Source organism: Pinisolibacter aquiterrae (assembly GCF_019160155.1).
Lineage (GTDB): Bacteria > Pseudomonadota > Alphaproteobacteria > Rhizobiales > Ancalomicrobiaceae > Pinisolibacter > Pinisolibacter aquiterrae.
This window is the reverse complement of record NZ_JAFNIH010000060.1, coordinates 1-14,554: the sequence shown is the minus strand read 5'-3', so window position 1 is coordinate 14,554 and position 14,554 is coordinate 1. Positions and strand designations below refer to the sequence as shown.

Below are 14,554 nucleotides of genomic sequence, written 5' to 3'. Positions count from 1 at the left end.
TGGCTGAGGAAGCTTCTTTGTGCCCTCGTCGCCCTGCTCTTCGCAATCGCCGCCTCGCTACAAAGCGAGCGTCACGCCGCCGTATGAACGCCGATCGCGCTCAAATCGCCTTCTTCACAGGCGACTATCTTGGCCAGTGGGCTCGCCCCACCGAAGCGAACGGCCACCGTCACACGACGACGCCGTTTCGGAGGAGTGCGGTCCAAGTATTTCGTGCTGCCCCGCTAAATCCGCTGAATACCCGAGGACTCTGGCGTCAGCTGGATGAGAGACGGGGGGCACAGCAGACGCATTGCGACCATGTGAGCGAGCATCTACTTTTCGTGAGGGGCGTAGAAATCCACCCGCGCCGCAGCATGGACGTCATCTCACTTGAAATCTATCTTCTTGTTCGGCAGAAGTCTGAATGTGTTTCTCTCGGTGAATTCGGCGATCTTCAATTTTGACAGTTGCCGCAAGCCGCGAGAGACACTCTCTGGAGACGTTCCGACGAGTGCTGCGATGTCTCGCTTCATCAGGGGCGTCTCGACTTCGATCACTTCGTCTTCCATCTCGGGCGAGCCGGCGATGGTCCAAAGGGTCCGGTAGAGCCGCTCGGGAACATCGAGAGTGGAGAGACGGAAAATATGTTCCTCGTAGAAATTCGTCTGGGCCGCGGCCTGTTGCATGAGCCTGAGCAGAAGCTCTTCACTTTCGCGCAGAACGGTTTCGAAGCGCTCCGTCGGGATCGCGATGAGATCGCTGGAGCAGATCGACTGGCAGCTGCTGCGATGAACCCGACCGTCCAACAGATCTTGCCAACCGAGCAGCGCGCCGACCGGCTGGGTTCCGAACATCGCCATCCGACCGTCTTCATCGATGCGTTCGAGCACGAACGTGCCCTTCATCACCAGATGGACGGCATCGACCGGCGTGCCCTGATGGAAGACATAGGACCGCGGTCGATAGTGGATCGTCGCCGCACTCTCTTGCGGAAACAGGCGACGGATGACGTCCACGAGGGCATCACCGTGCGAAGTCCGAACTCCTGAACTCAGTGATCGCGCTTCGACCATCGGGACGACCTCTCGAGACGAATGACATTGCCCGCCGACGCGGCCGCGACGGGTAGGAATATTTCGAGCGTACTGCCGCCGTGCGCGGTGACACGCGATTGAATCCAACCACGAGCGCCGTCGACCACCAGCCGGACGATGGCGAGCGAGAGTTCCTCGCCCCGCCCTGCGGTGACGCGGCTGGTCTGCATGCGCAGCACCCTGGAGAGCGTGCGAGGCGTCTGCACGGACCGATCGTCTCTGATCGAGATGCAGAGGTGTGCACCTCCCTCGACCTCGCGCACATCCGTGCGGATCGAGACGATTCCGGGGTCGGACCCGAGCGTCTCTCCGACGTAGCTCACCAGATTCGTGATCATGTGGTCGAGCGCTTCCCCATCACACGACACCCGCGCCTCGCGCCCGTCGAAGTGGGTCTCGAGCAACACGCCCTGGGGAACCTGCAGTTCCTGCGCCGCCAGTACCGCCGCCAGTCGATCGACGACATCGACGACACCGTCCGTCCGACCGCCGTCGAGCGTGAGATGCAATTGCTCCGCGAGCCGCTGCGTGCGCAGAGCGATGTCGTGGATTGTCCGAGCAGCCCGCCATATGGGGGTTCCGGAGGGAAGCTCCCGGAGAATCCGCTCGGCATTGTCGCGCAACGGTGACCACAGTTGCGACAGTTCCGTCCCGATTCCAGAGGCGAGGCGGTTGGTCGCCTGCGAGAGATGACGGCGATCGAGCTCCTCTTGGAGGCATCGCCGCTCCGCCTCGGCGAGTTTGGTCGCCGTCACGTCGAGAGCCACACCGTCCCAGAGGCGTCCGTTACCGGTCTCCACCGAAGAGGCGAGAATTCGGACCCAGACCTGACGCTTGTCCGTCCCCCGCCGCAGGCGACATTCGAAATCGAAGGGCCCAGCCCCGATCCGGCGCAGGAGGTGCAGCAACGCCAGACGATCACTCGGCTCGATACACGCCCGCAGGACCGTTCCGAGTGGTCGATCGAGAGCCTCCTTGTCGCGCAGCCCGACGAGGTGCTGGAGCTTGCGGCTCACCGCCACCACGCGTGCACCCTCTCCATGCATCTGCGCGACACGGAAGACGATCCCCGGCAGATTGTCGAGCGTGGCGCGCAGGCGATCGACGGTCTCCGTTCCCCGTCGCGCTTCGAGCAGGTCGCCCACGATGAGACGATCGCGTAGCGCGACGACGTCGCGCGCCAACTCGGCCACCTCGTCGCGCCCGCTGGTGTCGGGCACCGCGACCAGCCTCTCACCGTCGGCCAGCCGACGCAGGGCCGTTCCCAACCGATGCAACGACGGCAGGACGCTCAAGCCGAGAAGCGAGATCAGCGCCGACGAAATCAAGACGACGAGGAGAATTCCCCCTCCGACCAGAGTGACATGGCGCTCCGATCGCTCGTAGAAGGCCGTCGCCTGTTCTTCGATCTCGGCGGCCAGTTTCGTCTCCACCGTGCGCATCCGCTGGAGACGCAGACCGGCCGTGTCCGACCAGTCGAGCGCGGTGGGACGGCTCGCGGCCTCCGCCTCGAAGCTCCGCCGCATGTTGTCCATCATCGGCGACACGGTCAGCGCCGCGGTGAAGAGCGAGGCGATCCGTCCTTCGGTAAGGCCGAGGAAGGTGCGCGCCAACGTCTCCTGTTCCGTGGCGAACTGGGAGACGAACCGGGAATCGTGCGACATCACGCTGATCATGACGCCGGAGAGCAGAGACGTGCCGAGAAGCCGCTCGGCACCGGCTCGCTCCCGCGCCTTCGACAGGAAGATCCAAGCGCTCACCCGGTGGGCGACGTCGGAGGGCGTCAACTGCCGCGTCGTCGCAGGCGAGATCTCCATCAGATCAGCCACGATCGTCTCGTAATATTCGATCGTGCTGTAGACATCGTAACTCCCGATCTGCACGTCGGACCGCGACCGGGGGAGCAGCGCCAACGAGGCTTCGGCATTGTCGATCGCATCGACGACGGAGCGGTCGGGGATAGCCGCCCGAATCCGACCGACCGCTTCTCGAAAGCGGGAGAGCGCGGCATCGGTTCGCAACAATTGCTCCTCGAAGAGCACCCGCTCGCGACGCGGCGAACCGACGATCATGATCGCCTGATTTCCCTCTTCCTGGAGTTCGAAGACGAGATCGTCGACGCGTGCATCGATTGCCACCACGTCGCGCAGCCGATCCGCCGAACGAAGGCCGTCCAACAGCCCGAGGAAGAACATCGAGGTTAGACCCAGCATGATCGCCAGCGGGATCACGCCGATGAGCATCAGACGCCAGCGCAGCGGAATGAAATCGAGGCTCACACGCCGCAGGCCCCCCCCGGGCCGCGAACCATGATCTTCCCCAAGGACGAGGGCGCCGTCCTGTCGTCCAACGTGGTCGAACAGCCACGCCCGCACGAAGGCGATGATCCGTCCCGTCTGTTCGCTATCGCTGAGGTCGACCGGATGCGACACCAACCAGCAGCGCGACGTTATGAACTCGGAATGTCGACGATCGAGATCGGCGCATCCCAATTCGCGCAGGACGCGGGCCTCCATCTCGAAATGACGATCGAAAGCCGTGAGGAACGAGCGCAACAAACGTGAAACGGCGCGTCGGTGACCACGCGCTTGAGCCGTCTCGATCTTCGTCAGAAGGTCGAGCAACCGCGCGTGATCGCCCTCGATCATGCCCATTTCGATCAGCCCGGGCTCATAGGACACGATCGTCGACCCGCTTTCCCTGGATATCCGGTCGCACTACGCCTATCGGCTGCGGAATTCGACATTTCCGCTCACCGGCGCCGGGAACGTAGGCACCGTCCATAGGAGCAGTGCCGTGATTCAGATCAAACACGAGGCACAGCTGGCTGTGTCCGAACAGCGCAGGCTGGTCGCGGTCGCCGTCATTGCAAGAACGACCAGCACGAGAGCAACAGCGAAGGTCGCGTGCGTACCGACGACGACATCGTCCGGCGCCGCCGAGCGCGGGTCCGCACCAGAAGCCCAGGCGAAGACCGCCCCCAAGACCGAAGCACCGGTCATCAGACCGAAATTGCGCGAGAGATTGAGCACACCCGAGACGAGGCCGCGTCGCTCCGCCGGCAGGTCGGCCATGACCATCGTGTTGTTGGCCGCCTGGAAGATGGCGTAGCCGGAAGTGAGCACCACGAGGGGCGCGGCATATCCCACGATGCCGAGCCTCGCCGGCGTGAGGGCGAGAAGAGCGCATCCCACCATCATATTCATCAGCCCGACCAGGGCCATACGCCCGCCGCCGAAGCGATCCACCAGACGGCCGGCAGGAATCCCCGTCAGCGCCGAGACGATCGGGCCGATCGACATGATCAGGCCCGCCCGGGCGGCGTCGAGCCCCAGGCCTCGCGTGAGATGGAAAGGCCCTATCACGAGTGTCGCCATCATCACGGTGGAGACCAGGGTATTGGCGAAGAGGCCGGACGACAGCATGGGATCTCGAAAGAGCGAGAGGCGGACGAGAGGCGTAGCTCTGCGCAATTCGACGAAGACGAAGGCGAACGCACCGATGGCGGCCGTGGCGAAGAGCGCCCAAATTTGGTCGGCCGAACCGTTGCGATCGGCAGTCACCGCGAGGGCATAGGCGGCGAGCACCAGGGCGAGCAGAGTCGTGCCGATCACATCGAAGCGACCGCGCTCGAGAGCGGTGGAGGGACGATCTGCCGGCAGATCGGACCAGATGAAGGCGATGGCGGCAATCCCCAAGGGCACGTTGACGAGGAACATCGCTCGCCATCCCACCGTAGCGATCAGCATGCCGCCGAGCGACGGGCCGATCGCGGTTCCGATCGCCGACATGGTGCCGAGTAGTCCCATGGCGCTGCCGATCCTCGCCTTGGGCACGATGTCGCCGACGAAAGCCATGGCGAGCGCCAACATGAAGGCGGCGCCCAGCCCTTGAACCGCCCGCGCCACGATCAGCATCGCCAAGGTCGGCGCCGCACCGCAGGCGGCCGAGGCGAGAGTGAAGACAGCGAACCCGAACAGAAGCAGCCGTCGACGACCAAACATGTCGCCCAATCGGCCCGCTCCCACGATCAGTGTCGTGATCGAGAGGAGATAGGCGAGGATCACCCACTGGACCTCTCGGAAGGAGGCCTCGAACACCGAGGCGAGTGTAGGCAGACCAATGTTGGTCACGCTGGTGCCCAGGGAAGCCAAAAGGATAGACAGTGCGAGCCCCATCAGGGCCCACGTGATCATGGGACGGACGGGTTCCACCTCGGTGCCCGCTCGGCTTCGTCTGGCTTTGCTCGTTCGCATCATCGCCTCCTTGCTCGATGTCCCTCCGCGAGGGACGAGGACGATGTAGCCGCTAGTTACACATGGCGGAAGACGCAGCATTTACAGGTTATTCCTGCATCAAACGCCATGTGCTAAGACAACGTCATGCCGATGCCCGATCTGAACCTCCTCGTTGCTCTGGACGTGCTCCTCACCGAGGGCAGCGTCGCTCGTGCTGCCGAGCGGTTGAAGCTAAGTCCCTCGGCCATGAGCCGGACCCTGGCACGTCTAAGGGAGACAACCGGCGATCCGATTCTCGTCCGAGCTGGTCGGGGCCTCGTCGCCACTCCGCGTGCGTTGGAACTCCGCCGACGAGTGGGCACTCTCGTCGAGGAGGCCGAGGCTGTGCTGCGCCCCGTGGCGGCGACCGATCCGAAGACCCTGACGCGCGCCTTCACGCTACGCACCCGTGACGGCTTCATCGAAACTCTCGGTCCAGCGCTCCTCACCCGCCTCACCGAAGAGGCGCCGCATGTGCGCATCCACTTCGTCGAAAAGCCCGACAAGGACAGCACCCCGCTCCGCGACGGGACGATCGATCTCGAAACCGGTGTGCTCGGAGAGGACATCGGTCCGGAAATCCGAGCCAAGGCGCTCTTCCACGATCGTTTCGTCACCGTGGTTCGCGAAGGCCACCCCCTCACCCGAGGCGAGGTCACCTCGGCGCGCTATGCTGCGGGCGACCATGTCCTCGTCTCGCGCCGCGCCAGACCACAAAGTCGGATCGACGATCTTCTCGCCGAGCAAGGGCTGACGCGGGAAATCACGGTGATCGTCGGGAGCTTTTCCGCCGCTCTCGCCCTCACCCGCACCTCGGATCTCATCGCAACCGTTCCCGAGATCCACACCCGAGACCTGCGCCGAGGCACGGTCGTCGTCCCACTTCCCATTGTCGTACCGGAGATCACGATCTCTCTGCTCTGGCATCCCCGCCTCGACGCCGATCCCGCCCATCGCTGGTTCAGGGCTCTCGTCCATGCCGTCTGTGCAAAGCGAACAAGCGATGGACCAGAGACATTGGCCAAAAGCACCTGATCTACCCCCCTCCAATTGGTCCATCCCGATGTATGTCTTCGGACAGAGAGGAAGGACGATCCGATGCCGAGAAAGCGCCACAAGCCGGAAGAGATCATCACCAAGCTGCGTCAAGCCGACGTGCTGATCAGCCAAGGAAGCCCCGTCGCAGATGCCGTGCGGGCGATCGGGGTGACCTCGCTCACCTACTATCGTTGGCGCCGAGAGTTCGGTGGGCTGAAGTCTGACCAGGTTCGACGTCTGAAGGATCTGGAGGCCGAGAACACCCGCCTTCGGAAGGCCGTCGCCGTTTTGACGCTCGACAAGCCCATCTTGGCCGAGGCCGCAAAGGGAGCCGAAGGCCTGCGAAGCTAAACTTCTGAGCCCCGCGCGTCGCCGCGCCTGCATCAATCATGTGCGATCGGTGATAAAGTTGTTCGAGCGCCGGGTTTGCCGCGTGCTCGGACAACACCGTTCGACCCAGCGCCAAGTCCCGCGCGGGCGAGACGACGAAGAGAGGCTGACCGCCGATATCGTCGAACTCGTTCGCCGGTACGGGCGCTACGGCTACCGTAAGATCGCCGAACTCCTGCATTCGACGGCCGGCTGGGTGGTCAATGACAAGCGGGTCGAACGGATCTGGCGACGCGAGGGGCTGAAGGTCCCGTCCAAATAACCGAAACGCGGCCGGCTCTGGCTCGCCGGCGGATCCTGCATTCGTCTGCGCGCCGAGCCGCATGACGTCGCTCCCGGCCGATCCCCGCTCATAATCAGCTCCGGTTCTCAATAGAGCTCCCCGATGAGACGGTAATACCAGAAGGCTCGTTCCGTCTTGATGCGCTCGCGCAATTGTGCTGGCGGGAAACCGGTATTGCGCCGGACTTCGCGGACGAGGTGGGGCTGGTCGGAAAAGCGGTTCGCGGCGGCGAGTTGCGCCCAGTCCTCCTTGTCGTCGGTCATCCGCTGCATCGCGTCGGCGAAGGCGACTTCGAGTCGGACGAGCTTGGCGAGGTCACGGTAGGACTGGCCGGTCCAGGTCTTCATTCGTCGTTCGACCTGACGCAGACTGCGGCCGACGCCCGAGATCGCGGCCTGCTGCAGCAGGTGATGTGTCCAATCGGCCAACCAGTGGGGCGTGGCGTTCCTTCGGGACCGGATCGACTGCCACAACGGATCGAGCCCATCCTGAAACCGTTCGAAGGCATCGGTGGCGCTGTCGGCCCTGCGGGCGAATTCCAACAGCGCGAGCATGGACCGGTCGAATACGGCGTCGGCCGGCACGATGCGATCGCGATGGTGGCCGATGTCGATGCCCAGCAGCGCCTGGAGGGCTTCGGGATAGAGACCGACGAACATTGCGTGGACCGGCCCCGGATTGATGCTGACGGTGGGTCCGCCCTGTGGTCCGGAAAACACCAAGGCCGGCAGAGGCTCCGTCATGGCCTCGCCGATGCCGGCAGGGCTCCAATCCGTCGCCATGAAGCTCTGCCCTTCGAAGAACAGGCAGACCGCACAGAAGGGAGCTGCGGGAAAATAGTTGACCCGTTCCTCTGGAGCGAGAGGAGTGCCGCGCGTGTCGCGCACGATGGCGGCGAAGATGCACCCCGACAGCGATCGGCGCGGCAACAGCAGGCCGCATCCGTCGTCTCTGTCTGCCGGGCCGGTTCGCTGGGCGGCCATCGCCCCTCCTGATCCCTCGCCTTCATGGCGATGTCGACAACATTCAATACGGCAAACTCGAAAACAAATAAATCATCACCCCAAGGCGCTCGAAGCAATTTCCGATGTGACCGCAATGCCCTGGCTCACAACAAATGTATCCGAGGCTCGAATTGCGCCGTTGCGACCGGTTGAACAAGGAGTGAAAATGCCTCGTGTCATTTACAACGGTCGCCTCTCGTACAATATCGAGAATGCAACCGTTCTCTGTTGGTATTCTGCTGTCGTAGGGGTACGCCGTCTCTTCGGCCGGAAGCTGGATCCCGCTTGGGACTGGCGCTTCGAAACCTCGATCCTTTTTTGGCGGCGGCACATGAACCGGGCACTCTCCTTCGCGGACATGCGGGAGGGGCGCGATTTTTTCGACAGCATCATGCTGCTGGGAAACGATGTGCCGGCCGTGTCGATCGAGCCCTTTTCAGGGGCCGGCGCGAGGGGAGACAGGATCCTGCCCGATGCGCATCTCGGCGGCGTCAGTCTGCTCTATTTTCACGGCGGCGGGTATGCGCTCTCCGCCGAGATCACACGGCACATGGTGGCGTTGATCGCCGAGGCGACACGATCGGAGACCTTCGCCGTCGACTATCGGTTGACACCGGAACATCCTCACCCTGCCCAGATCGAGGATGCGCTCGCAGCCTACCGTCTTCTTCTGGAGCGCGGTGTGGATCCACACCGGATCGTCGTCGCCGGAGATTCGGCCGGCGGACATCTCGCTCTGATGTTGCTGCCGGCCCTGCGTGCGGCGGGGCTTCCCCAGCCTGCGCTCGCCATCGGGCTCTGTCCCTGGACCGATGTGGGCCCGCGAGGAACGAGCCTCTACGCCAATGAACGCTTCGATCTCGTTCAAGGCTGGCAGACGCAGCTCTTCAGAGAATGGCTCATGGCGGGATGCGACGCCACCCGCGAGGCGCTGTCGCCGATTCATCAGGATTATCAAGGCCTGGCGCCGGTCTATCTGCAAGGGGGCGGGCACGAAATCCTGATCGACATGATCCGCGACTTCGCTGGAGAGCTGGAGCGGCAGAGATGCGAGGTGATGTTGGATGTGTGGCCCTCGATGATCCACGAATTCCAGGGCGCCGGATCACTGCTGCCGGAGAGCCGAGAAGCTCTCGAACGCCTCGGCCACCTGTTCGACCTCATCCGGGGCGGGCGGGGTCTCTCGGAACTGCCGCCCTTCCCCAGAACCGAGCGCCGATCGACCGCCTCGCCCACCATGGCGGCACCGTGCCCCTCGAGCCGTGAGAGACACCAATTCGGCTGACCCGCTCCTCACGTTCCTGCCGGTCATGAGTTTGGTCCGAATCCAACCTCACCTAGCGACCTCGTCTCGCTCGACGAGGGGCTTGCCCCCCTGCCCTTTCAGACGTCCAAACTCTGTTCATGAGCCGGCGAACCAAGGCCGCGTCCTACCCGATCGGCCCCATCATGCTCTCGCCTTTTCCCGCTTCCTGCTGCCGATCAGCGCCATCAGCATCGGGCCGAGGCTGAAGCCGCCCTCCTCCGCCTTGCGGGTCAGGCTGCGCAGGTAGCCGCCAGCCGACGCGATCATGGCGTGACGCTGCAGGATCGCCGCGACGACGACCGATGCCGGGACTTCGCCGAGGATCCCCCTCGCCTCCTCCCAAGCGCTCGGGGAAATCCCGAGCATCGGCCGCACCACGGCGGCCGTCGCCAGGAAGTCGCGCCAGTTGGAGATACCGTCTTTCGCATAGTCGACGATGTCGGGGCAGGCTTGCAACACCATCCCCAAGGGGAAGGCGCCATCCGCGAGCTTAGGCGCTCGTGGTTCGATTTGCACCCTCGCCGCCCTCACTTCTCGGAAGCGAGGTTCAAGTTCAGTAGAGAGGTGTGGATTTGAATTCTGTATGTGGCGCTCAATTTGAGACTCATCGGCGCTCGCATTTTCGTCTTTTTCATGCGTTTCCAACAGCATGAACACATCGTCGGCAAGCATCGAGAGGTCTTCCGCGATCCCTTCGAGCTCGGCGAGGCCGGCATTGCGCGGAATGCCCTCGACGATCGAGCGGAAATGGGCGTGAACCTCGCTCCAGTCGGCCGGTCCCCTGCCCTCTCGGCGCGTCGCGACGCCTTCCTCGAGGCCGGCGGCGATCATCTTGGCGATGTCGCGGCGACAGATGGTGATGCGCTCGCGCGCCAGCCGCAGCGCCCGATCGGCGGCGCGGACGTCCTCGGCGAGGCTCTCGATCTCTTCGGCGCGGGCGACGAGCGGCGTCAGATCGAAGCCGAAGGCCTGATCGATCTCGCCCCCCTCCCCCTTGCGGGCGTACCGCTTACCGTTGGGGCTGTCGCGGCGCACGACGAGGCCGGCGTCGACGAGGCCGGCGATATGACGACGCAACGTCGCCGGCGCCATTCCGTGGGCCCTGAGCGCCAACTGCCGGTTCGACGGCCACACCACGAGCTTATCGCCCGAGAGCGTCGTCTCCGGATGGAAACTCAAGAGCGCGTCGAGAACCGCCAGCGCCCGCTCGGAGACCCCGAGTCTGACTTTGGCAGTGCAGATCGAACGGAAGACCTCCCACTTGTGGACGACCTTCTCGGGGGCTCGCGCCTCCGCCTTGGATTGCGCCGCCACATGGGCGAGCGTCAGCGATCGCCCTCCGAAGGGCGTTCTGGACTGATAGGGCTGCATGATGCCTTTGCCTTCGTTCGGGCAAAGAAAATCTGCTCGCCGTCAACGACAAGCCGACGGGTTCTAAAACCTTGACAGCGATTCGCGGAAGTGTGATTCTCTCAGTCGCCAAACTAGAGAGATGGGCTTCCGGAACGTCGTTTCGGGGGCCTTTCTTCTTTGCGGACTACCTCTTCATTGACACGTTCGAAACCGATAGGGCTGCTCCTAGTCACCCCTCACCCTGAGTTTGGCCTCCTTCTTCCAAGAACCGCCGATGAAGTTCGTCGAGCCGTGAGGCGACGAAAGCTCCGAACTTGGGCGCGAAGCGCTCATCGATGGTGAGAGTGGTCTTGCCCCGGCCGTATTCGACCCGCGCCGCCTTCAGGCCACCGGGAGTAGACCACTCGGTCACCGAACGCTCGGGACGCGGGGCGCTTGAGGTGAGACTACCGAAGACCAGAGCGAAGCGTCCGTCGGAATCGCTGGCGCGGAACTGCTCGGAGATGCGGAGTTCGGCGAGCCTCTCGGCGACGCCGGGGTGCTCGAGCCTTTCTGCGACGGCGAGCCATCGTGCGCGGCCGGCTTTTCCGGCTGGACCGATATCGATCAGGAGATCCTCGGGGATCATCCTCGCGACCGAAATGTAACGGCTGAGATCGCCCTTGTCGGTCGACAAGGCAGCGACGATCACGGCCCGCTCGAACCCCATGTCTTCCAGGCGACGGGCAAAGAGAGCCTTCTCGATGAAGGAGAGATCCTTGCGCTCAAGGTTCTCTTTGCCCTGGGCAACGACCAACTCGTCATCCGTCATTTTTTGAACGACGGCCCGAACTGATCGGCCAAGGCGAGCCACGGCCCGCAGGCGTCTATGACCGTAAGCGACCTGGTATCGCCCAGCCTCCTTCGGATGAGGTCGAACGAGAATGGGGACCTGCTGCCCGCTGACCTCGATACTCTCGACGAGAGCGTCGAAGCTCGGATCGACCTCGAGCGTCAGTCGATCACGAACCATCGATCCATCGACCAGAGCGGGGTCGAGTTCGATCACGACTTGGCCGGCGGCCAACTGCTCCTGCAGCCGAGACGCAGCCTTCGCATCGTCCGCGAGCTGCTGCAGCGAACTTCCCATCGCAGAGATGGCACCACTTCGGACTCGCTCCTTGTCCTGAGCGGGCGACGGGTTGGGAGCTCCCAACTTGGTCATGAACAGCGAGTTCACAGTGTCCTTGCGGCTCATGGCAGATCGACCTCTCGGACATCGTTTTCATGCGAAACGCCGACCATTCGATTTTTCGAGCCGTTGGGAGCTCCCAACAAGGCAACAGAACGGCCGAGCACGATTGCCGGAAAGCTACGGCTATAAACGATCGAGATCATGCGCCCCGCCCCCAAGCTGCCTTGATCAGGCCCTCGATCTCGCCATTCACTCCGTCGAGCGCCTCCATCGCGCGGTCATACGTGGACCGCGTCATGTTTTCTCGGCCAATCTCGTAGAGCGTCTGCTTGGTCAGACCCGCGTCCGAAATCGCGGTGCTTTTCACCATCGGGTTGGTGAGGACATGGTCGCCGAAAAGATTGCGAAGGAAGGCGACAACCTTCGTCTGCGGACCATCCTGAGCTTCGTAGCGGGTCACCAAATACCGGATGAAGTCGTATTGCAGGCGCCCGCCGGCCTCGCGAACGACTGAGAGCAGGTCGTGCGTCATGAGCAAGAACTGGCTCATCGATGCGAGATCCAGCATCTGCGGGTGGATTGTGATCGTCATCGCTGTCGCCGCGCACAGTCCACTCAGCGTGAGGTATCCGAGCTGGGGGGGGCAGTCGATCACCACAACATCGTATCGATCGGCGACGTCGGCGAGCGCCTCGGCGATCCGGAGGTAAAAGACCGAACTCTCGCCCTGGCCACCGCGCACGAGCGCACGCGGCGTCGTGTGCTCGAACTCCATCAGTTCGAGATTGCCCGGCACCAGATCCAGGCCATCGAAATAGGTCTTCCGGACCACCTCTCGGAGCGCCTTCTGCTCTTCGTCGTAGCGGATCGCCGCATAGAGCGTCTGATTGGCACCGACATCCGTCTCCGGCAGCACGCCGAGGAGCGCCGACAAGCTGGCCTGCGGATCGAGGTCCACGGCGAGAACCCGATATCCCTGCAGAGCGAGGTACTGCGCGAGGTGGGCCGAGGTCGTCGTCTTTCCCGATCCACCCTTGAAATTGGTCACGGCGATGACCTGGAGATGCTCGCCGCCGGAACGATGTGGAACGAATTCACGCGCATCCCGCCCGCGCGCTGACGCGGCGAGCAGGGCACGGATCTCGTTGATCTGAGATAGCGTGTAGAGACGCCGTCCAGAATGGGTGAGATCGGGTTGCGGGCCTTCTCCAGCAAGTGTCATCTTACGGAGGGTCGAGTCGGAAATGCCCATCAGGCGAGCGGCCTCGCCGGAGGTGAAACGCCGAAGCGTCTTCTGGGACGTCGGTGGGAAGAGCGCTTCGCTCATCGCCTGGAGCTGGGAACTCAGCAGGCGCGCCTGTTCGCCGATCATCATGTCGACGGTCGCACCACCATCTGCGGGGGGCATTCGGAGCGTGTTCACGTTCGCATCTCTCGTCACGAAAAAATCGCCGTTTCGGCCTCTTTGTCGTGACGATACGGAAATGCGCGATTCTGGCAAGAACTTATTGGTTAACGGTTCCTTACCTGCCAACGAGCCCATCACAGATCAATCCTCAGCAATTCCCGAATCGAAGACTTCGCCTCCAGAGTCGGCGGCAAGAATGAATATGGGCGATCGCAAACGCCCCCCAGCGAATTTGCTAGGTGAGAATGGCCGACTTCCCGATCACGAACAATTTGGGGGTTCCAATACGTGCGCCATCTGCCTCCTCCCATCGCGCTATAGAAATCCTCAGTCGACCTCCTGCAATGGACCAAACGCCCGCAAGAACTGCTATCCCTTGCCCAGAGCGCTCTTTCACCCACAGATACCTTCGTCCCGAACCAGCACCGCCGCGAGCCCACGGCCCCATGCCCGACACCCCGCACCGCATCACAGACGCCGACCGCGCCGTCGCGGCCCGCCTCCGGCACCATCGCCAAGCACGCGGGCTCACTCAGAGGGGCCTTGCAGCGCTCACGAGCGACACCGAGCGAGCCATCTCGTTCTACGAGCGGGCGACGACACGCGTCTCGGCGCGCAAGCTGGTCGACCTCGCCCGGGCGCTGGAGATCCCGATCGCTTGGTTCTGCGCCGACGTCGACGAGGAGGCATTCGTCATCTTCGATCCGGCGACAAACGACGAGGCGACAACCCTTCGGCGCTTCCTCGAAACCCCCGAGGGGTGGGAGCTCAACCGAGCCTTCAACCGCATCGCCAGCTCGACCAAGCGAGCGCTGATCCTCCAACTGGTGGAAGGTCTGGCCAGCGAACAGGCCGAGTGAGTGATTGCCACGGGTCATGCATTGCCTCCCTGCCGCGGGGGCCGCTCACCTCGCTGCCGCAACAACAACTGCCGCCTCTTCGACATCTCGGACCCAGCCCCCTCGATCGCTCTCCCTGTCGCACCCGTCACGGCGGACGTCCGCGTCGGCAACCAACCACCGAACCCTGATGCGACGTGAGCCGCGCCGTCACGTCGGTGGACGAGATGCGTGTCGACCCAACTCATGACGAGTTCCGGCACCTGGCCGATGAAGGCGGAACTGAAGGTGAGGAGCGTGAAGAGAAGCCCCGAGTAGACGACGAGACCGCCGAGTCCGACGATGATGGTGCCTGGGCCGTCCGGTGCGAGCGCCGCCAGCGCCCCGCGAAAGAACAGATTAGCTA

Annotated in this window: 11 protein-coding genes and 2 pseudogenes; 4 read left to right on the top strand and 9 right to left on the bottom strand. The window is 63.4% G+C overall.

The features are described from left to right. Window positions 1–368 precede the first annotated feature (368 nt). The 3 genes from J3S89_RS21485 to J3S89_RS21475 all read right to left on the bottom strand — a co-directional run bounded on the left by J3S89_RS21485 (window position 369) and on the right by J3S89_RS21475 (window position 5,272). Window positions 369–998: a Crp/Fnr family transcriptional regulator gene (locus tag J3S89_RS21485; RefSeq protein WP_217931369.1), complete on the bottom strand. Its 630-nt coding sequence runs from the start codon at window positions 996–998 to the stop codon at window positions 369–371. A gap of 35 nt (window positions 999–1,033) precedes the next feature. Beyond that, entirely contained in the window at window positions 1,034–3,724 is a 2,691-nt protein-coding gene (locus J3S89_RS21480) for a nitrate- and nitrite sensing domain-containing protein (protein ID WP_217931367.1), read from the bottom strand. A 153-nt stretch (window positions 3,725–3,877) separates the two neighbouring features. Then, window positions 3,878–5,272 (bottom strand): MFS transporter, encoded by a 1,395-nt coding sequence (locus J3S89_RS21475; RefSeq protein ID WP_230489101.1) that lies wholly within the window; start codon window positions 5,270–5,272, stop codon window positions 3,878–3,880. 186 nt (window positions 5,273–5,458) lie between these two features. Between J3S89_RS21475 and J3S89_RS21470 the strand changes: the two genes are divergently transcribed. Both J3S89_RS21470 and J3S89_RS21465 read left to right on the top strand, forming a co-directional pair. Beyond that, the gene (locus J3S89_RS21470; protein WP_217931363.1) at window positions 5,459–6,388 is read left to right on the top strand and encodes a LysR family transcriptional regulator; all 930 of its coding nucleotides are present in this window, start codon (window positions 5,459–5,461) and stop codon (window positions 6,386–6,388) included. Between the two features lie 63 nt (window positions 6,389–6,451). Continuing rightward, window positions 6,452–7,040, top strand: a pseudogene (locus J3S89_RS21465) (IS3 family transposase); the annotation flags it as partial. Window positions 7,041–7,150: 110 nt separating this feature from the next. On the opposite strand, the gene J3S89_RS21460 reads toward J3S89_RS21465, so the two are convergent. Next, window positions 7,151–8,047, bottom strand: a complete 897-nt coding sequence (locus J3S89_RS21460) for a helix-turn-helix domain-containing protein (RefSeq protein ID WP_217931361.1) — start codon at window positions 8,045–8,047, stop codon at window positions 7,151–7,153. Window positions 8,048–8,234: 187 nt separating this feature from the next. On the opposite strand from J3S89_RS21460, the gene J3S89_RS21455 reads away from it, so the two are divergent. Beyond that, window positions 8,235–9,353, top strand: a complete 1,119-nt coding sequence (locus J3S89_RS21455) for an alpha/beta hydrolase (protein WP_217931359.1) — start codon at window positions 8,235–8,237, stop codon at window positions 9,351–9,353. Window positions 9,354–9,515: 162 nt separating this feature from the next. Here J3S89_RS21455 and repC read toward each other — a convergent pair whose 3' ends face one another. From repC to repA, 4 genes are all read right to left on the bottom strand, one after another. Next, a complete protein-coding gene (repC, locus tag J3S89_RS21450; RefSeq protein WP_217931357.1) occupies window positions 9,516–10,745 on the bottom strand; it encodes a plasmid replication protein RepC in 1,230 nt (409 codons plus the stop codon). 211 nt (window positions 10,746–10,956) lie between these two features. Beyond that, entirely contained in the window at window positions 10,957–11,964 is a 1,008-nt protein-coding gene (gene repB, locus J3S89_RS21445) for a plasmid partitioning protein RepB (RefSeq protein WP_217931355.1), read from the bottom strand. Next, entirely contained in the window at window positions 11,961–12,104 is a 144-nt protein-coding gene (locus tag J3S89_RS21440) for a hypothetical protein (protein WP_217931353.1), read from the bottom strand. Before J3S89_RS21440 ends, repB begins: the two co-directional genes overlap by 4 nt. Further along, entirely contained in the window at window positions 12,101–13,309 is a 1,209-nt protein-coding gene (gene repA, locus J3S89_RS21435) for a plasmid partitioning protein RepA (protein WP_217931371.1), read from the bottom strand. Before repA ends, J3S89_RS21440 begins: the two co-directional genes overlap by 4 nt. 446 nt (window positions 13,310–13,755) lie before the next feature. On the opposite strand from repA, the gene J3S89_RS21430 reads away from it, so the two are divergent. Then, a complete protein-coding gene (locus tag J3S89_RS21430; RefSeq protein WP_217931351.1) occupies window positions 13,756–14,169 on the top strand; it encodes a helix-turn-helix domain-containing protein in 414 nt (137 codons plus the stop codon). A 14-nt stretch (window positions 14,170–14,183) separates the two neighbouring features. Here J3S89_RS21430 and J3S89_RS21425 read toward each other — a convergent pair. Then, a pseudogene (locus J3S89_RS21425) lies at window positions 14,184–14,554 on the bottom strand (hypothetical protein); the annotation flags it as partial.

Coding starts and splice junctions, on each gene's coding strand:
- repB (WP_217931355.1), bottom strand. CDS start 11,964: ATGAGCCGCAAGGACACTGTGAACTCGCTGTTCATGACCAAGTTGGGA.
- J3S89_RS21430 (WP_217931351.1), top strand. CDS start 13,756: ATGCCCGACACCCCGCACCGCATCACAGACGCCGACCGCGCCGTCGCG.
- J3S89_RS21460 (WP_217931361.1), bottom strand. CDS start 8,047: ATGGCCGCCCAGCGAACCGGCCCGGCAGACAGAGACGACGGATGCGGC.
- repA (WP_217931371.1), bottom strand. CDS start 13,309: ATGCCCCCCGCAGATGGTGGTGCGACCGTCGACATGATGATCGGCGAA.
- J3S89_RS21480 (WP_217931367.1), bottom strand. CDS start 3,724: ATGATCGAGGGCGATCACGCGCGGTTGCTCGACCTTCTGACGAAGATC.
- repC (WP_217931357.1), bottom strand. CDS start 10,745: ATGCAGCCCTATCAGTCCAGAACGCCCTTCGGAGGGCGATCGCTGACG.
- J3S89_RS21470 (WP_217931363.1), top strand. CDS start 5,459: ATGCCGATGCCCGATCTGAACCTCCTCGTTGCTCTGGACGTGCTCCTC.
- J3S89_RS21455 (WP_217931359.1), top strand. CDS start 8,235: ATGCCTCGTGTCATTTACAACGGTCGCCTCTCGTACAATATCGAGAAT.
- J3S89_RS21475 (WP_230489101.1), bottom strand. CDS start 5,272: ATGATCACGTGGGCCCTGATGGGGCTCGCACTGTCTATCCTTTTGGCT.
- J3S89_RS21440 (WP_217931353.1), bottom strand. CDS start 12,104: ATGATCTCGATCGTTTATAGCCGTAGCTTTCCGGCAATCGTGCTCGGC.